This is a genomic window from Flavobacterium piscis (genome assembly GCF_031457575.1).
Lineage (GTDB): Bacteria > Bacteroidota > Bacteroidia > Flavobacteriales > Flavobacteriaceae > Flavobacterium > Flavobacterium piscis_A.
Map to the genome: position 1 here is coordinate 62,338 of NZ_JAVDWQ010000022.1, position 16,648 is coordinate 78,985.

The 16,648-nt window shown below is 33.7% G+C and carries 21 protein-coding genes and 1 pseudogene; 15 read left to right on the forward strand and 7 right to left on the reverse strand.

The features are described 5' to 3' along the window. Positions 1 to 181: 181 nt before the first annotated feature. The gene (locus tag J2W48_RS21295; protein ID WP_310284021.1) at positions 182 to 514 is read right to left on the reverse strand and encodes a winged helix-turn-helix transcriptional regulator; all 333 of its coding nucleotides are present in this window, start codon (positions 512 to 514) and stop codon (positions 182 to 184) included. Between the two features lie 116 nt (positions 515 to 630). On the opposite strand from J2W48_RS21295, the gene J2W48_RS21300 reads away from it, so the two are divergent. The 4 genes from J2W48_RS21300 (at position 631) to J2W48_RS21315 (ending at position 3,707) form a co-directional block, all read left to right on the forward strand. Then, a complete protein-coding gene (locus J2W48_RS21300; RefSeq protein ID WP_310284022.1) occupies positions 631 to 1,395 on the forward strand; it encodes an MBL fold metallo-hydrolase in 765 nt (254 codons plus the stop codon). A 25-nt stretch (positions 1,396 to 1,420) separates the two neighbouring features. Then, positions 1,421 to 2,317 (forward strand): SDR family oxidoreductase, encoded by an 897-nt coding sequence (locus J2W48_RS21305; protein WP_310284023.1) that lies wholly within the window; start codon positions 1,421 to 1,423, stop codon positions 2,315 to 2,317. 155 nt (positions 2,318 to 2,472) lie between these two features. After that, entirely contained in the window at positions 2,473 to 2,835 is a 363-nt protein-coding gene (locus tag J2W48_RS21310; protein WP_310284024.1) for a DoxX family protein, read from the forward strand. Positions 2,836 to 2,840: 5 nt separating this feature from the next. Next, positions 2,841 to 3,707 carry a pirin family protein gene (locus tag J2W48_RS21315; protein WP_310284025.1) on the forward strand — a complete coding sequence of 289 codons (867 nt, stop codon included), beginning with the start codon at positions 2,841 to 2,843 and terminating at the stop codon, positions 3,705 to 3,707. 106 nt (positions 3,708 to 3,813) lie between these two features. On the opposite strand, the gene J2W48_RS21320 is transcribed toward J2W48_RS21315, so the two are convergent. From J2W48_RS21320 to J2W48_RS23180, 5 genes and pseudogenes are all read right to left on the reverse strand, one after another. Next, positions 3,814 to 4,266: an Hsp20/alpha crystallin family protein gene (locus J2W48_RS21320; protein ID WP_310284026.1), complete on the reverse strand. Its 453-nt coding sequence runs from the start codon at positions 4,264 to 4,266 to the stop codon at positions 3,814 to 3,816. A 154-nt stretch (positions 4,267 to 4,420) separates the two neighbouring features. Continuing rightward, positions 4,421 to 4,750: a DUF4870 domain-containing protein gene (locus J2W48_RS21325; protein WP_310284027.1), complete on the reverse strand. Its 330-nt coding sequence runs from the start codon at positions 4,748 to 4,750 to the stop codon at positions 4,421 to 4,423. 131 nt (positions 4,751 to 4,881) lie between these two features. Next, positions 4,882 to 5,625, reverse strand: a complete 744-nt coding sequence (locus J2W48_RS21330) for a LytR/AlgR family response regulator transcription factor (RefSeq protein ID WP_310284028.1) — start codon at positions 5,623 to 5,625, stop codon at positions 4,882 to 4,884. Next, on the reverse strand, positions 5,625 to 7,649 hold the full coding sequence (locus tag J2W48_RS21335; RefSeq protein WP_310284029.1) for a sensor histidine kinase: 2,025 nt from the start codon (positions 7,647 to 7,649) through the stop codon (positions 5,625 to 5,627). The genes J2W48_RS21330 and J2W48_RS21335 overlap by 1 nt, the downstream gene beginning before the upstream one ends. A 220-nt stretch (positions 7,650 to 7,869) precedes the next feature. Next, positions 7,870 to 7,914: pseudogene (locus tag J2W48_RS23180) on the reverse strand (hypothetical protein); the annotation flags it as partial. On the opposite strand from J2W48_RS23180, the gene J2W48_RS21340 reads away from it, so the two are divergent. The 11 genes from J2W48_RS21340 (at position 7,898) to cas2 (ending at position 16,065) form a co-directional block, all read left to right on the forward strand. Further along, positions 7,898 to 8,359: a hypothetical protein gene (locus J2W48_RS21340; RefSeq protein ID WP_310284030.1), complete on the forward strand. Its 462-nt coding sequence runs from the start codon at positions 7,898 to 7,900 to the stop codon at positions 8,357 to 8,359. The pseudogene J2W48_RS23180 and the gene J2W48_RS21340 overlap by 17 nt on opposite strands. 5 nt (positions 8,360 to 8,364) lie before the next feature. After that, complete coding sequence (locus J2W48_RS21345; RefSeq protein ID WP_310284031.1) at positions 8,365 to 8,823, forward strand: hypothetical protein; 459 nt, start codon at positions 8,365 to 8,367, stop codon at positions 8,821 to 8,823. Next, complete coding sequence (locus J2W48_RS21350; RefSeq protein ID WP_310284032.1) at positions 8,810 to 9,328, forward strand: hypothetical protein; 519 nt, start codon at positions 8,810 to 8,812, stop codon at positions 9,326 to 9,328. Before J2W48_RS21345 ends, J2W48_RS21350 begins: the two co-directional genes overlap by 14 nt. A gap of 6 nt (positions 9,329 to 9,334) precedes the next feature. After that, positions 9,335 to 9,880 (forward strand): hypothetical protein, encoded by a 546-nt coding sequence (locus tag J2W48_RS21355; RefSeq protein WP_310284033.1) that lies wholly within the window; start codon positions 9,335 to 9,337, stop codon positions 9,878 to 9,880. A gap of 457 nt (positions 9,881 to 10,337) precedes the next feature. Continuing rightward, entirely contained in the window at positions 10,338 to 10,913 is a 576-nt protein-coding gene (locus J2W48_RS21360; protein WP_310284034.1) for a porin family protein, read from the forward strand. Between the two features lie 462 nt (positions 10,914 to 11,375). Beyond that, positions 11,376 to 12,143 carry a sensor histidine kinase gene (locus tag J2W48_RS21365; protein WP_310284035.1) on the forward strand — a complete coding sequence of 256 codons (768 nt, stop codon included), beginning with the start codon at positions 11,376 to 11,378 and terminating at the stop codon, positions 12,141 to 12,143. Then, positions 12,124 to 12,885 (forward strand): LytR/AlgR family response regulator transcription factor, encoded by a 762-nt coding sequence (locus J2W48_RS21370; protein WP_310284036.1) that lies wholly within the window; start codon positions 12,124 to 12,126, stop codon positions 12,883 to 12,885. The genes J2W48_RS21365 and J2W48_RS21370 overlap by 20 nt, the downstream gene beginning before the upstream one ends. A gap of 341 nt (positions 12,886 to 13,226) precedes the next feature. Then, on the forward strand, positions 13,227 to 13,673 hold the full coding sequence (locus J2W48_RS21375; RefSeq protein WP_310284038.1) for a DUF2141 domain-containing protein: 447 nt from the start codon (positions 13,227 to 13,229) through the stop codon (positions 13,671 to 13,673). A gap of 33 nt (positions 13,674 to 13,706) precedes the next feature. After that, positions 13,707 to 14,399, forward strand: coding sequence for a DUF4397 domain-containing protein (locus J2W48_RS21380; protein ID WP_310284040.1), 693 nt, complete (start codon positions 13,707 to 13,709; stop codon positions 14,397 to 14,399). Positions 14,400 to 14,845: 446 nt separating this feature from the next. Next, complete coding sequence (gene cas1, locus J2W48_RS21385; protein ID WP_310284041.1) at positions 14,846 to 15,760, forward strand: type II CRISPR-associated endonuclease Cas1; 915 nt, start codon at positions 14,846 to 14,848, stop codon at positions 15,758 to 15,760. Beyond that, complete coding sequence (cas2, locus tag J2W48_RS21390) at positions 15,736 to 16,065, forward strand: CRISPR-associated endonuclease Cas2 (RefSeq protein WP_310284042.1); 330 nt, start codon at positions 15,736 to 15,738, stop codon at positions 16,063 to 16,065. Before cas1 ends, cas2 begins: the two co-directional genes overlap by 25 nt. Here cas2 and J2W48_RS21395 read toward each other — a convergent pair. Further along, the coding region (locus J2W48_RS21395) for a transposase (protein ID WP_310284044.1) at positions 16,062 to 16,648 on the reverse strand (587 nt) is incomplete at its 5' end. The genes cas2 and J2W48_RS21395 overlap by 4 nt on opposite strands.

Below are 16,648 nucleotides of genomic sequence, written 5' to 3' on the forward strand. Positions count from 1 at the left end.
GGATTTGTAAAGTTTGGAAAACGATTAACTAAAAAAAATTATTGATTTAAGAGAAAGTTTACAAATACAAAACCGTCATTATTTTAAATCTTAAAGCCCAAATTTCGCAAAACTGTTAGCGGTTCTTGCCTGTTGGGCTTTATTATTATCTGTTACAATTACTAGTTAAAAGGCAGTAATTTTAAACTAAATTTTCTAGCCCAAATTGAGCTAATTGATCTACAATCGGTAAAGTCTTCAATCCTAATTCGGTCAACCGATATTCCACTTTTGGAGGGATTTCGGGATAAGCTTTCTTACTAACCAATTTATTTTCAACAAGCATATTTAATTCTTGTATCAGCATTTTTTCACTAATGCCCGGAACAGCTCTTTTCAGTTCTCCATATCGCATCACTTTGTCATTGATTTGAAATAGTATCATCAGTGTCCATTTACCACTTAACAGGTTCAAAGATGCTTTCACGGGGCAATTTTCATCGCAAGGCGGAATTTTTTTTAAGTTTTTTTCCATTGATATTCAATAATTCTAACCGTTAGGTAAGTACCTAACTATCCGGTAAGTACTTGTGCAAAAGTAAGCAGTTCTGTAATTTTATGCAAGTTTTAATCGTAAAAACAAATAAGACAATGAAAGTTCAGCAAATACGTAACGCTACCATTATAGTGGAATATGCCGGAAAGAAAATTTTGGTAGACCCAATGCTTTCAGGCAAAGGAACATTGCCCGCATTTATTCCATCAAAAACGTGGAGTTTTAAACGAAATCCATTGTACGATTTACCCATCTTTAAAGAGGAAATTGTAAAAGATATAGACTTTATTTTTGTGAGCCACCTGCATTATGACCATTGGGACAAAGAAGCAGTAACTATTTTGCCAAAAGGAATTAAAATATTTGTACAAGATCAGGCAGATAAATCAAAAATTGAAAAATCTGGGTTTACCAATGTAGAAATCCTTACTGAAAATTCTGCTTTTGGTGAAATAAAACTCAGCAGAACCAAAGCCCAGCACGGTAAAGGATATATTTTGCGAATTGCAGGTTTGGTTTGCGGATTGGTATTAAAACATCCTGCAGAAAAAACCTTGTACATAGCTGCCGATACGGTTTGGTACAAAGGTATGCAAGAAGCCTTAGACCAACATAAACCCGAAATTGTGGTTCTGAATGGTGGCGACAATCAGTTTGCTTTTGGAGGTCAGTTAATAATGAACAAGAAAGACATTTATGAAGTCCATAAAGCCATTCCCAACGCTACAATTGTGGTAAGCCATATGGAAGGAGTAAATCACAATACACTTACCAGGAAAGATTTGAAAGAATTTCTCAATCAAAAAGGAATAACTGATAAAGTGCACGTTCCTGAAGATGGGCAATCATACACTTTTTAAAATTCAAAATATAAAAATAAAGCCAATGAAAATTTTAGTATTTGGAGCCACAGGCTCGCAACAATTCAACATTATAGGAGAAGCAAAGAATAAGGGCGCAGAAGTAATTGCTGCTACAAGCTCAGAAAAAAGTTTTGAAAAATTAAAACAAGCTGGAGCAACACCTATTCTTGCCAATATGAGTGATGCAAACAAAATGCAGGAGATTACCCAAGGTATAGGGGCGATAGCTTTTATGATTCCCGTTTCCCTACCCAACCCTCTTGACGGTTTGCAATATGCCAAAAATGTAATTGATGCAGCCAAAGCAAATCGTGTAAAGAAAATTGTCTGGAATACTAGTGGCTGGTTAGCTCCGCAAAAAACAGGAATACCTGGTGAAGATGTGAAACTGGATATTAGGGATTATCTGAAAAATAGTGGAATAGATTATGTAATCATTGAACCAACTATTTATATGGAAAATATGATGGGCCCATTTTGTGCCCATTTTGTAAAAAACGAAAGGAAATTGGCTTACCCTACTCCAGAAGCAATGCCCATAGGCTGGATAGCATCCAGAGATGTAAGTGCCTTTGTGGTGGAAGCTATTTACAACACAGAGTTGAAAGCAGATACTTTTCAGATTAGTGGTTTAGAGAATCTAAAAGGAAACGAGTTGGCAGAACAGTTTTCTAAAGGGGCAGGAGAAAAAATTGTGTATTATCCACAGCCACTGAAAGAATTTGGTGATATACTAAAACCATTTGTTGGAGAAGCGGGAGCTGCAGGCGTTGCATCCTATTATGAAAGCCTCCAGAATGCAACAGAATACCCTCCAAAATTCAATCCTAAAATGAGTGAAATATTAGAAAAACTTCCCGTACAAATGACTTTGTTAGCACAATGGGCAAAGGAGAATAAGGATTGTTTTTTTAATTAAATAGTATTTAGAAAGCTATAATCATTAGGAATAACTTAAAACCGTTAACAAATGTCAACGGTTTTTTTTATCATATATCATCGTTTTAGGGCTTGTTTCTGTTGCAATTTTACATCATAGAAATAAACAAAAATCAACCCTCAAAAATTAGAGAAATGAACAAGAACAAAATTATTTATTGGACAACAACAGGAATTATTAGTGCTATGATGCTTTTCAGTGCTTTCGGTTATCTTACTAATCCTGATATGAAAGCAGCATTCGTGCATTTAGGGCTGCCCGATTATTTCAGGATTGAACTGGCTGTTCTAAAGGTTTTAGGAGCTTTAGCTTTACTGCTTCCAATGGTTTCAGATAAAATTAAATCATTTGCTTACTTTGGATTTGCACTCACATTCGTATCTGCTGCTATTGCGCATTATATAAGTGGTGACCCAATTTCGGCTGTTGTTGTGCCTATAGTTTTCTTAGTGATTTTAGGTATTTCATATACTTTTTATGGTAAAATTAAAGTATGATTAAAATGAAAAAGGAAATCAATTTTTCAACAAAAGGTGTTGTAGCCAATCTTGGACCATTGAACCTCAATCGTATGCTCCCCAATAGATACACTAATAAAATAGGGCCGTTTGTTTTTCTTGATTATGTAGCTCCCGCTATCAAAGAAATAATAAATAAAGACGGTATGGGTGCACATCCGCATCGGGGTATTGCTACATTGACTTATATTCTTCAGGGCGAAGAAGAACATTTTGACAGTGCCGGAAATTATGCCAAAATACATTCCGGTGGTGTACAATGGATGAAAGCAGGGACAGGAATCGTTCACGACGGCAACTTGAATTATGATTCCGAAACAGATAATAAAATGATTCAGGGCTTTCAGTTTTGGATCAATCTGCCTGCAAAAAACAAAGCAGAAAAACCAGCACATTTAGCAATTCAGGCTAATGAAGTACCTAAAAAAGCACTACCTGACGAAATCGGATGGATAAAAGTGATTGTGGGTAATTATGAAGAACTGGGTTCAAAAATTCCTAATTATTCTGAGCAGTTTTTATATCATATTCAATTAGAAGCAGGACAACAATTTTCCATCAGCCTGAATGATAAAATAGAGGTTGCCGCTTTTCTGACTACACAAAACGCAATCCTGAACGATGCTGAATTTGAAGCTGGTGAGTTTATAGAATTTGACAGAAAAGCCGGTGAAATTGAGATAAAAAATACGGTACAAACTTCCGTTGATATTCTGTTATTTGGTGGCGAAGAATATACAGAACCTATAATAGCAGAAGGTCCGTTTGTAATGAACAGTCAGGAAGAAATAGTTCAGGCGTATGAGGATTTTTACGCTGGAAAATATGATAAAATTGATTTTAAACAATAAAAAACAGCACCGCTTTTTCTAAGAATAATAGTGAAGGCATATTAAAATTTTACAAAAAAAGCTGCCTTGTGAAGGCAGCTTTTAAAACAGGTTTATTGATAAAAAATCAGGAAATATCAATCATCCTTGGAGGTTTTTGTTTGGCTTGCTCAAGTTTAGGAATAGACAATAATAACAACCCGTTTTCATAACGAGCTTTTATCTTATCCTCATCCACTACGTTTTTAGGCAGTACAAAACTTCTCTGGAATGATTGATAACTAAACTCTCTGCGAGTGAAATTTTCCTCCTGGGTATTCACCTCATTTTCTTTCTGAGAAGAAATAATCAGCTGGCCATTATCCAGCGTAACCCTGAAGTCGTCCTTATCCATACCCGGAGCTGCGACCTCAACTTCATAATTGTCAGCAGTTTCTTTGATGTTTACTGATGGCAATGTGGTGCTTGTTGTTGAAAAATTGTTGTTTTCCCAATTGAAAAGATCGCGGCCAAAGACATCATCAAAAAACAAGCGTTGTAAAGCCGGTACACGGCTTCCGTTTCTTTTAATAAGATTCATAACAGTAATTTTTAAAATTGTTAGACAATAAATTTTAGAACTTACACAAATATGTGCATCAGCTAAAAAACAAAAAATATGCCAGCCAAAAAAAGTGACATTTTTTCATATTTTTTAATGAAAAAATGTCACTTTGTAGTTGCAGCAATTCAATCTAGTTGATGAAGTCAAACTTATCTTCAAACATTTTTCCAATAACCGGAATAGGTTTCTTTTGTTCATTGGCAGCATTGATTATTCCGAAAATCCACAAAATAAAAATAGCATAACCAATGTAGTTAAGAAAATAAAGCGAAGTTACCGTGAACACCACAACAGAAAGTATAATATTTACTGCAAAAGAAAACAGAAAAATTCCGAAGCCTTGCTTAAGGTGATAGGTTACAAGATCACTTTTTGGTGTTACATCTTTGCTTTTTACGAAAGCTATAATCCAACCAATAATGGTGATGTAGCTCAGGATTGATAAGGTTTTATTATTCATTGTTCTAAGTTTTAGTATGAATCAAAAATAGATAAACTTAAATTAAGATCCTACAATTACTTTGTCATCGGTATGTTTTGATTGGTATTTGATGTACTTGAATGCATATACTGCCAAATACCATTTACGAGTTATATTTCGTCTTTCATTAATTTAAAAAACTGTTCTTTTTTTGCCCTTGAAATGGGTACAACAGATTTATCATTCATATGGATCATGCCTTCTCGGGAATAACTCAAAATGGAATTAACATTGATAAGATGTGACTGATGCACACGAAAGAATACAGGCGGCAGTAAAATATCTTCGTAATTTTTTAAAGGTTTTGAAACCATTATTTTTCGGCCATCCGTCAGGAAGAAAGTGGTGTAGGAGCCCGAAGTCTCGCATCTTAAAATTTGCTCTAATTTCACGACATACATCGCTTCCTGCGTTGGCAAAACAAGTCTGTCAGGCGTTTTAGACAGATTGGTTTGCAATTCGGCAATTTGCTGTTTTTCCAGCACTCTTTCCTGCAAAATAGCAATGCGGTCAATTGCCATTTTTAATTCCTGCGGATCTATTGGCTTAAGCAAATAATCGACGGCGCTATATTTGAATGCGTTTATGGCATGCTGTTCAAAAGCCGTTGTAAAAATAAGATGGAAAGCATTAAAAGAAATTTGCTGCAAGACCTCAAAACCAGTTCCGTCTTTGAGCATAATATCCATAAAAACCAAGTCAGGTTTAAGTCTGTCAATCATTTTTGCTGCTTCATCAACGCTTTCGGCATATCCAATTATCTGAATATTCTCTCCGGCAACCATTTCAAGCATAATCGACAAAGCTTCTCTTAATCGATGCTCATCTTCTATAATTAAAGTTTTGTATATCATCACAATATCGGAATGTTTAAAATTACTATACAGCCCTGCCCGTCTGTTTCGGGATCTCTTTCTTTTAGGATAAACCCGGCGTTTGGATTATCCTTTTGCATTTTCGTCAATCTTTCGTCAGTAATCGTTGTAGAGAGCGATTGATGTTTATTGTTGATCTTTAATTTTCTCGAAGCCGCCAATCCAATTCCGTTATCTTTAATCGTGCAAATTAAATTACGCCCTGTCTCCTCCTCTTCAAAATAAATTTCTATCAATCCGCGTACATTATTCTCCTGTGGTTTTAAACCATGTTCAACGGCATTTTCTATAAAAGGCTGAATCAATAATGGCGGAATTAAAATATCGGTTTCTACAGCATAGTTACATTCTATTACATAATCAAAACCATTATTTAAGCGAAGCTGCTGTAGTTCGATATAATTTTTTAGGGTATTTATTTCTTCTTCCAGAGAAATGGTTTCTTTTCGGGATTGTTCTAAAACCTGTCTTGTTAGTTTGGCAAATTTATTCAGATAAGAAACTGCCGGAATAGTATCTTTCTGCAGAATCATGCTTTGAATATTTCCCAAAGCATTAAAAATAAAATGCGGATCCATTTGCGAACGCAATAATCGCCTTTCTAAAGATAATCTGGCTGAAAGATTTTCGATGGTTTCTTTTTCCATCAACTGTACTTTCAGTTCACTATTGGCCTGTTCCTGCTTTAGAAAATCTTCCCGATTTTGATAATAGCGCTGGCGGTAATGATACGACCGAAACATAAACACAAGCCCAATTAATAAAACTCCGGCAATGCCATAACCTAATAATTTATTTTTTTGCTGTAATTCGTTTTCCTGTTCAAGTTGTTTAATCCGTTCTGCTTTTTTTGAAGATTCATATCTGGCTTCGGCATTTTGCAATTTAGACTGTGTTGACTCATTGTATTTTAACTGGTTGTATTTAGTATAAAGCGTATCATAACCATAATAGGCCTGAAAATCTTTTCGCTTTACCGAAACATCTTTTAAACTACTGTAAAAAGTCGCCAAAAGATAATTATCAGTGTACGGAAGACTTTTTTGGTACTTAATTCCGTTTATAAAGAGAAGTTCTGCTTTTACATAATCCCCTTTTTGCGTAAAATAATACCCCTGAAGTCCAATTGCACTTCGGTATATAATTTTTACGTTGTATTTTTTGGCAATTGCTGTTGCTTTTTTCAGATTCATCAAAAAAGCTTCTTCGTCAATAGGCTGCGGCCCTTTTGTATAAAGATCTGCGAGATTAATATAGGCAATCCCGATGTTACTTTTACTCACTATCTTATCAGCGTTTTCTTCTGCTAATAAAATGGTCTCTTTAAAAAATTTCATAGCCGTTTCCCAATCGCCTGTTCCACCGGTTTCTAAGTTATCAGTTAAAAAACTTCCAAATGCCAATCTTGCATGTAATTGACTTTCAGAATCTCCTGATTTTGCAGCACAAACCATTGCTTCTCTTGCATATTTTTCGACTTTTGGAGGTGAAGCCGGCGAAAAAAGATACGATATATCCGAAGCAATTTTGGCGCATTGATCGTGTGCCTTAATTTTTGAAAATAATTTATAGGACTCTAATAAATAATTCAGAGCCTCAGGTTTATCCTCTATATACGATTTTAAAGATCCCATTACAGCAGCCGCATGCGCTTTTGCCCTTTCATTATTTACTGTCTGCGAAAGATAATACGCCGTGTCAGCATAATGCATAAACCCTTTAAGATGCAGTAACCGTTTTTGTGTAAGTGCCAGATAAGCATAACAAATTACTTCGTCGTCCTTGCTTTTGTTTTTTATGGCTAAACTGAGGGCCTGTTGCTGAATTTTAAGTGAACCAACAGTATCAGAAAAGCGTTTGGCATAACCCTGACTGGCCATTTTTTCGACATAAGAAATGCTTTGTGCATGAATTACAGTGGTGAATAAAAAAGAAAACAACCCAAAAGTAAACAATTTTATTGTTGTGTATTTCCCGAAATCAAGTAGTGAAATTTGGAGCATAATTAGTCGTTAATGTTCGAAAAGTACAAATTGTCTTTATACCAGCCAAACATTTTACTTTCGTTTTTTCAATGATAAAACACTTCATTGCCTCACCTCAAAAAAAACTTAAAACAAGCTCTTTCCTTATATATTTCAGAAATAACCAAACAAAAACCTAACCTCACCATTTACCAATTTACAATTGTGATTGGTTGATGTATCGAGTAATCTTGTTCTACTAAATTATTTTTAAAACCAACATTATCATGAATAAGAAAATACTTGCATTATCACTCGTTTTTTTCTGTTTTTTGACTCAAATCAACTACGGACAGATTGAAGAAAAACGTACGAAAATAGAAATTACCGTAAAAGATGGCAATAAAACCATTACTGTACCAGTTCGTTCTGCAACAGTTTCGTTTACAAGACCTTCAACTTTAGTTTCCAAAGATCCAATAGAAAAAACAGACCCAAAAAGTCATTACCTGTCTATCGATTTCGAAAAACAAAATATCGCTTTACTGGGCGCTTTTGTTAAACATAAAAACGGAATTGACGGGGAGTTAACCATCATTGATACCTATGGACAAACCCCATCGAGAAAATTTGAGTTTAAAACAGCGACTTTAGATGCTTTGAGTGATCAGTTAAATGGTGATTATTCCAGCTCTTATTTTTCATTGAATTGCAAAACATTAATTATTGACGGTGTAACTTTAGAATAATCAAAATGACACAGCTTAAATATTTTATAAGAGATGGCAATAAATATGTCATGAAAAGAGAATTGGGCTTTATTTTAATAATAAGCATCGGACTTGCTGCTTTTGCCGTGGGAGGAATCTGGACCAATAATATGCCTATGTTTTGGATTTTTGGTGTTTTGTCCATTTTTTGTATTATTTCCATTTGGTCAAAACAGGTTATTCTCGACTTAGATACTAAGGAAATTATCGTAAAAGTGGGCCTTATAGGTAAACCTGTCCCTATTCCGCTAAAAGATTTTCAAAATTTTGAACTGGTAAGAATGAAACAATATTTTATTACCATCAACACTTCTTTAAATGTCAATTATTTAAAAAACGGAAAAGAAAAAAGTAATTTGATTGCGCAGGGGTTTACAACAAGAGCAATGCAGAATCTGGCAAACGAAATAGACGAAATACTGAACAGCAATGAACATTCGTGAAAGATATAATATAGAGGAAAATTCCAATTGCTTCTCGTTTCAGCCCCAAAAACCACTGCAAAAATTATCGCAATGGTTTTTAGCGGGTATTTTTGTGGCCGCAATGATATTGCTTTTGTTTAGGGAAATGCTGGACGAAACTCTGTTTTTTGCCCTTTATATTTTATTGGCTTATGGTGTGTTCCATAGCTTATACGATATTATGATCAGAGCAAAAATTCGGTATACTTTTGATTTGAGAGATAATTCAGTTTACCGGATGAGTCCTGTTTCTGCAAAGAAAAAAATCATGAAACTCGAAGAAACTGTCATCTTTGTCAGCTCCGAAATGGGAAGCTGGCATTATAGTTTAGGGGCTAAAAAAAGCCATTTTATAAAAAGTTACGCTTTAAGCGAAAATTTCAGTTCCGGAAAAAAAAGCGAACAAAAACAAGAAGAATACGAAAAACAGGTTTTGATGAAAATCAACAAATTGACTGACTCAGTTCAGGACTCAAAAAAATAAATTATTATGAGATTCAAAAAAATCATCACTTTATTATTTTTATCAGGATTTATATTTTCATGTAATCTGGTCAATGACAGCCCAGACAGCATTTTTAAATTAATTGGATTGAATGCAAATAAAGTTCCATCCAGTTTTGGACTTATTTTTAAGGAATTTCGTTTACAAAAAGCCAAAGGCCGTTTGCAGGTTCCTGCTGCTGACAATAAATCGAGGCGCCCGGCAACCTGCGTTGAAGCTGTAAATTATTTCTATTCGAATACTTTTACCGAAGATATTAAGAAAATAAAAAAGCTCAATAAAACAGAAGAAACGAAGCCTATTATCGAAGCCGGAATTGAATTGTTTGAATATGCGCAAGAGATACACCGAAATGATTTTCCTAAAATTGCAAAAATGATTGATGAAGGAAAAAGTGATGAAGAAATTGATCTTGCAGCAAAACAACTCGATGATACAAAAGGGATTGAACTCGATAAAAAACACGAAAAAACAATGAAATTATTATTACCTTATGCTGATAAGCATGGTATTAAGTATAAAAAATTCTAATAGTTAAACCAATGAAACCGACAGCACATACTGATCTTTATTATCATATGCTGAATGTGGACGTAATTCGGTTTTCAAACTAAACTTCTTATGGACTGAAAGCCTGCAAGGTTGTAACACTATTTATGAGCCACAAATAGCATTAATTAATTTGTAAAAATTTGTGGCTATTATTTTTTAGAAGCAAAATCCACTAAAATACATAGTTATAAACTATATCTGAGACCAATACAATTCTACTCTAAAAATCGGGATCTAATTTAATTCAAACGAGACACTAAAAATTCAATCAGTTTATATCAGAATAAATCTAACAATACAGTCTTCCATACCGTTTCCAGACTAATTTTGTCCGTTTGGGCTGAATTTTTAATTGTTCACAGTCTTCTGCCTTATATGTTTGCACTATCAAATTATAAAAGCATTTTGCTTGTTAACATTTTAAAAATTTTAAATTATGAAAAACTTATTTTTGCTCTGTATTGTTCTGATATCCTCAAGTGTTTTTAGTCAAAGTTTTTTTGACAGACTTCATTTTGGTCTGAAAGCCGGAGGTAATTACAGCGATTTTTCCAATGCTGATTTCGATACCGAAGGTTTTGCCGGATTTCATGCTGGTGCTATTATAGCCTTTGATATCAATGAAAACTTCTCTGTACAAGAAGAGTTTTTATTCTCAACTCAGGGCGCTAAACTAAAAGGAGGACTTTCTGACGGCCAGGATCTTAAACTATCTTATATTTCAGTTCCCATTGTTTTAAAATACAAAACCAGCTTTGGATTATATTTTGAAGCAGGTCCTCAAATTGGAATATTAGCTTCAGAGAATTTTAAAGAAATTACCAATGATGATTTTGCAGAAAAAATTGACGGCGGTGTAGTTGGCGGAATTGGATACCAATTTCAAAACGGACTTGGTATTGGAGCCCGTTATTATTTAGGATTGACGAATGTTAGCAAAATAAAATCCACTACCATAAATACCGATTTTCAAAACAATATGTCACAAGTCAGTCTTTTCTATATTTTTTAAACATACAAATAAGCTGTCATAATTATAAGTCAATTAAATACCAGCTACATCTGTAGTTGGTATTTTTCATTATTTAAAATATTACAAACGTTATTACCTTTGTGTCCTGTCATAATCCATAACTTGAATTAAAATTTAGTATTATGATCTTTAAAATGTAAAATAATAATCATGAACAATATCGCAAAATCTTTCTCTCCGTTAATTTTGAGGGAAATTTATAAAATGAATATTTTTTTGACGGTTTTAATACCGTTGATTGCTTTATTTTTTCTCCTTATATTTAAGAATTCAGCTTCACTGATATTGTTTATGACTTTAAAAAGTGGTTTTTATATTTTTTTAGTCACTTTTTCGCTCTCTGCTATTCTGGAATTCTGTGCTGTAAAATTTCCAAATAACATAATTCAATTTAGGCTCTGGCGTTATTGCACAAGCTTTTGTGTTTCAATTATATTACAAATGCTCTTATGGCCTTTTTTTGCCTGTCTGGCTAAAGTTGACTGGAGTCCTTACAATTTTGAGCTTATTATGATTTTTTTAATGGAAGCTGTTTTTGTCTCTATCTTAGTTTTACTGTTACAGGACTTTGCTATTTTAAGATTAGCCAAAACGCAAACTGAACTTGAGAATTCAAGATTACAACTTCGCACGGCAGAAGCTGAAAATCTGCTTTTAAAACAGCAGATTCATCCCCATTTTTTATTTAATTCACTCAATACCCTAAAAGCATTATACAAAAAAGATCTTGTTCTTGGAGAACATTATCTAATACAACTCGCTGGATTTCTAAGGGCAGCAGTATCGCTTAATGACAGCATGGTCACTACTCTTGAAGAAGAGCTGAATTTTTGCCAAAATTATCTTGAAATGCAAAAAATGAGGTTTAATGAGGCTTTAGAATGGGATATAAAAATAAATAATCCAGATATGCTTAAAAGTACTCTGCCCACTTTTTCGCTTCAGCCACTTGCCGAAAATGCCATAAAACACAATCATTTTACCAAACAGCAACCTTTGCATATTAAAATAGAGCAAAATGAGGAATATATATCAGTATCTAATACAATCAATCTCAGGGAACCTGGTGAGACATCACTAAAAAGTGGTTTGGCAAATCTTGCTGAACGCTACCTGATTTGCTCCGGAAATGAAATTATAATTAATAATGACGGTGTTACCTTCTCTGTAAGTTTTAAAATAAATACCGATGAAAATCATAATTATTGAAGATGAATCACTCGTAGCAGAAGATCTGGCAGCGAGCCTTAAAAACTGTAGTGCAGAAATTGAAATAACAGCTATTTTAGGATCTGTAAAAGAAGCTATTATCTATTTTGGAAACCATCCGCAGCCTGACCTTATCTTCAGCGATATTCAGTTAGGAGATGGCCTTAGTTTTGAAATTATAAAGGCCGTTCCGCTTGAGGTTCCGGTGATTTTCTGTACTGCTTTTAATGAATATGCATTAGATGCTTTTAAAGCTAATGGTATAGAGTATATCCTAAAGCCTTTTAGCTGTGAAGAACTTAAAACAGCCTTGGGGAAATTTCACAGCATGCAAAAATTAATGAGCGGTAAACTTGCCCGGCAGTACCAACAAGCCATGGAGACAATTACAAATCTTCAGAAACCCTTCAGTAAAACTATAATGGTAAAATACAGGGATCGTCTTCTTCCTTTTACCTTAGATAAAATTGTGCTTTTTTATGTTGAATCCGAAACGACGGTTATGCTTGTTCAAAATGGAAAAAGCTATATGCTGACTGAAAGTCTTGAGGATCTTGAAAAAAGGACCGGCATATTTTTCTTTAGGATGAACAGGCAGGTACTGGTAAACCGGAATGCCATAGAAGATGTTACAGATTATTTTCCGCGTAAATTAAAAATAAACCTGTCATTTCCTTTTCATAAAGAAATTTTTGTAAGTAGAGAAAAAAGATCTAAAGTATTAGCCTGGCTTCAAAGCTGATTTTCTGGAAAAAAAAAGGAACTTGTAAACTAAACTTCAATAAAAATTACCATTCACAGATTCCATTATTATCAGCGTGAAATCTTCTCGGTTAAAAAGGAGTATCAGATAAACAGCTTCTATACAAGGCAATGTTAGACTATAAACGTCAGGACAAAAATTTGATTAAGCCATAATAATTCTTTCTGAAAACTTTTTTTCTGTTATTAATTCCCCTTTAAAAACGTCACTTCCTTATACATAACGGTTCATCCGTAAAATTGTCCGTTTGACTTTATTTTTTACGTTGTTTAAGAAATTGCCCTCCTACTTTCGCAGAACAATATCTTAAATAAAATATAATGATTCAAATGAAAATCCCTCAAACAGGATGGCTTATGGTCTTGACTGTCATTTTATGCCTTAGCAGTTCCTACGGACAAAATACCCATATTAAAATTTCCGGTATCCGCTCTGAAAAAGGACAAATTTTACTAAATGTATTCAAAAACAATCAGGATTACGAACAGGAAAAAGTCTCTAAAAAATTAGTCTTTGAAAAAAAAGCAATTGCTAACGGCCTGATGATTATTGATTGTGATCTTGAACCCGGAATATACGGAATTACCCTTATTGATGATGAGAATAAAGATGGAGAACTGAATAAAAACCTGATTGGCATACCCAAAGAAGGTTTTGGTTTCTCTGATTTCTTTATGGAAAAAATGAAAAAACCTGTCTTTGACGAATTTAAAATCACGATAAAAAAAGAAGACAACAAAATTAATATTAAGATAAAATACATGTAATCCGATTAAAAACAAAAACCCAAAATTAAAATTATGAAAACAAAAACAATCTTTATTAAATTAATTCCTGTGAAAGTAATAGCTCTAGTAGCCCTAATATTTTTATCTGCTTGTGATAATAATGAAATCGATCCTTTTGGTTCTGCACGCCTTAAAGTAGTAAACGCTGCTCCTAACTCGGGTTCACAGAAATTTGTTATGGCAAATATCCCATATATAGGCAATCTGGGGTATTTAGAGAATTCGGTATCGTACCATAATGTAGTCTCGGGAAAAAATCTGGTGAGCCAATTTAGAGATGAAAACGATAACGATTTGTATGCTACCGAAGAACTTAATCTGAGTGATGATAAAAGATATACCGTTTACCTAACGGGAGAATCAAGAAGTGATGCAGAAGTAAGACTTTATGAAGATAATATTACTGCACCAGCCAGTGGTAAAGCCAGGGTAAAGTTTATTCATTTAAGCAGTGGAGCTCCCCAAAATATTGATTTTATTGACAGCGAAGGTAATAATCTTGCTTTAAATCTTGCACGCTATAACCAGAGCAGTTACTCAGAAATTAGTGCCGGTTCATTAGCTATTGAGGTTCGTAGTGCAGGGGAATCTGAAAATATTGCAACCCTGCAGACTGCTAATTTTGCTGACGGAAAAGTGTATACCATTTTTATAGCAGGATCTTCGACATCAGGATACACAATAAAACAGATTTTACATAATTAGGTTATTTTATTGTATTAAAATAGCAACTGTTTCCTAAAACCAATTATAAACTGTCTCTAAAGCTTTAGACCGAAAAATTAATCCTCTTATTTAAATTGGTTGTAACTATTTAGCAGCCACAAATTACACGAAACTAATTCATGTAATTTGTGGCTGCTATTTTTTCAGGAGCTATAGCAAAATGTACTAAAGTACTTAGCTGTAAAACTATATCTGAGACCAATAAAGGATTTTAAATTTTTGAGTAAACTAAAAAATAATATATTTTACTCTTAACTATGAACTCAAATTTGGTTAGCACTTTCAATTCATTATTCAATATTTAGCTGAAACTAAAATTCTTAAATTAAGGAAAACCGTAAAAACAGCATTATTCAAAAGCCGAACTTTAGGCAAATAATTAAAAGATCCAGCAATCAGGTATCTTTTAATTTCAACTTGAATGTATGCTAAAAAGAACACTTTTAATTGAAAACAAATTTTCCATAACGGCAAAAAACAACCAGCTGGTACTAAAGTCAGAAGTAAAGGAAAGTTCTATTCCAATAGAGGATATTGGGTTTCTTGTTCTTGACCATAATGAAATCTACCTCAGTATTCCTGCGATGAATTTACTTGTTGAAAACAACACTTCTATTATTATCTGCGGAAAAAACCATCTTCCAAACGGAATGCTGTTAAACCTCAACAGCCATCATATTCAACAGGAAATCTTCAAAAATCAAATTGAAGCATCTATACCTTTAAAAAAGCAGTTATGGCAGCAAACCATAATTGAAAAAATTAAAAATCAAGGACAACTACTTGAAAAAATAACGGATTCCAAAAACAGTTTTGCTTTTTTAGCCAGTAAGGTATTAAGTGGGGATTCCTCTAATATGGAAGGAGTTGCAGCGGCACAATATTGGAAACATTTTCCTCAGCCCAATTTAGAATTTGATGGAATTAAACGGGAACGATATGGCGACTATCCTAATAATTTCCTGAATTATGGCTATGCCATTTTAAGAGCCGCTACTGCAAGAGCCCTCTCCGGGAGCGGTTTATTGAATACATTAGGCATCCATCATAAGAGTAAATACAATGCTTTTGCACTTGCTGATGATATTATGGAACCGTTTCGCCCTATTGTAGACGAAAAAGTCTTTGAAATTATGCAGCATTTTGATGAGCAGGAACTAAACACCCTTATTAAGGCTGAGTTATTACAAATAGTAACCAGAACAGTTTATTTTAAAGAGGAGAAAAGCCCTTTAATGATAGCTTTACAAAAAACGGCAAGTTCTCTCCAGCAATGCTTTACAGGAAATCGAAAAAAAATTAAATATCCAGCATTATGGAGCTTAACGGATATCGAATAATGTGGCTGTTCGTTTTTTTTGATCTCCCCACAGAAACAAAAAAAGACAGAAGAAATGCGTCCGGATTTAGAAACAATTTATTGAAAGATGGATTTTCGATGATGCAATATTCTGTTTATGTACGTCATTGCGCAAGCAGCGAAAGCGCCGATGTCCATGAAAAGAGAATTCACAGACTACTGCCGCCTTTAGGAAAAGTAAGCGTACTTCGAATAACCGATAAACAATTTGGCAATATTTTGAATTTTTGGGGAAAAGCAGCCTTACCCTCAGCACCTCAACCCACACAATTAGAATTGTTTTAATTTTTTTCAAAAAAACAATCCTGATGCCATTTTTGAGGGTTCAAATCAATATAAGTATAAATGTTGTCATAAGCATTTGTATTTCTAATGATATGGTCATGGAAAGAACGCTGCCATGCAAAATTTTCGAATCCTTTTTTATGAATAAATTTTGAAGAGGTTGTTTTAAAAGCGCCAATCAAACTCGATAAAGATTTAATTTTAACCGAATTATCTTTAATAACCAAACTATCAATTTCTAAAATTAAATGGAGATGATTTGGCATAATAATGTAATTATGAATATCAACATATAAATATTGTTCTTGCAGCCAAATTATTTGTTCTTCAACAATTTTACCATACGAATTCAAATTCATTTTTATGCCTGAAAAAACTTCTTGTGGATTTTTATTGGAATGATTCTCATTGGAATGTTTTTCATTGGAATGATTTTCATTGGAATGATTTTCATTGGAATGATTTTCATTGCGATGATTTTCATTGCGATGATTTTCATTGCGATGATTTTCATTGCGATGATTTTCATTGCGATGATTTTCATTGCGATGATTTTCATTGCGATGATTTTCATTGCGATGAT

Excerpts from the sequence above, each read along its gene's own strand:
- J2W48_RS21295 (WP_310284021.1), bottom strand. The coding sequence starts at position 514 with ATGGAAAAAAACTTAAAAAAAATTCCGCCTTGCGATGAAAATTGCCCC.
- J2W48_RS21300 (WP_310284022.1), top strand. The coding sequence starts at position 631 with ATGAAAGTTCAGCAAATACGTAACGCTACCATTATAGTGGAATATGCC.
- J2W48_RS21305 (WP_310284023.1), top strand. The coding sequence starts at position 1,421 with ATGAAAATTTTAGTATTTGGAGCCACAGGCTCGCAACAATTCAACATT.
- J2W48_RS21310 (WP_310284024.1), top strand. The coding sequence starts at position 2,473 with ATGAACAAGAACAAAATTATTTATTGGACAACAACAGGAATTATTAGT.
- J2W48_RS21315 (WP_310284025.1), top strand. The coding sequence starts at position 2,841 with ATGAAAAAGGAAATCAATTTTTCAACAAAAGGTGTTGTAGCCAATCTT.
- J2W48_RS21320 (WP_310284026.1), bottom strand. The coding sequence starts at position 4,266 with ATGAATCTTATTAAAAGAAACGGAAGCCGTGTACCGGCTTTACAACGC.
- J2W48_RS21325 (WP_310284027.1), bottom strand. The coding sequence starts at position 4,750 with ATGAATAATAAAACCTTATCAATCCTGAGCTACATCACCATTATTGGT.
- J2W48_RS21330 (WP_310284028.1), bottom strand. The coding sequence starts at position 5,625 with ATGATATACAAAACTTTAATTATAGAAGATGAGCATCGATTAAGAGAA.
- J2W48_RS21335 (WP_310284029.1), bottom strand. The coding sequence starts at position 7,649 with ATGCTCCAAATTTCACTACTTGATTTCGGGAAATACACAACAATAAAA.
- J2W48_RS21340 (WP_310284030.1), top strand. The coding sequence starts at position 7,898 with ATGAATAAGAAAATACTTGCATTATCACTCGTTTTTTTCTGTTTTTTG.
- J2W48_RS21345 (WP_310284031.1), top strand. The coding sequence starts at position 8,365 with ATGACACAGCTTAAATATTTTATAAGAGATGGCAATAAATATGTCATG.
- J2W48_RS21350 (WP_310284032.1), top strand. The coding sequence starts at position 8,810 with ATGAACATTCGTGAAAGATATAATATAGAGGAAAATTCCAATTGCTTC.
- J2W48_RS21355 (WP_310284033.1), top strand. The coding sequence starts at position 9,335 with ATGAGATTCAAAAAAATCATCACTTTATTATTTTTATCAGGATTTATA.
- J2W48_RS21360 (WP_310284034.1), top strand. The coding sequence starts at position 10,338 with ATGAAAAACTTATTTTTGCTCTGTATTGTTCTGATATCCTCAAGTGTT.
- J2W48_RS21365 (WP_310284035.1), top strand. The coding sequence starts at position 11,376 with ATGCTCTTATGGCCTTTTTTTGCCTGTCTGGCTAAAGTTGACTGGAGT.
- J2W48_RS21370 (WP_310284036.1), top strand. The coding sequence starts at position 12,124 with ATGAAAATCATAATTATTGAAGATGAATCACTCGTAGCAGAAGATCTG.
- J2W48_RS21375 (WP_310284038.1), top strand. The coding sequence starts at position 13,227 with ATGATTCAAATGAAAATCCCTCAAACAGGATGGCTTATGGTCTTGACT.
- J2W48_RS21380 (WP_310284040.1), top strand. The coding sequence starts at position 13,707 with ATGAAAACAAAAACAATCTTTATTAAATTAATTCCTGTGAAAGTAATA.
- cas1 (WP_310284041.1), top strand. The coding sequence starts at position 14,846 with ATGCTAAAAAGAACACTTTTAATTGAAAACAAATTTTCCATAACGGCA.
- cas2 (WP_310284042.1), top strand. The coding sequence starts at position 15,736 with ATGGAGCTTAACGGATATCGAATAATGTGGCTGTTCGTTTTTTTTGAT.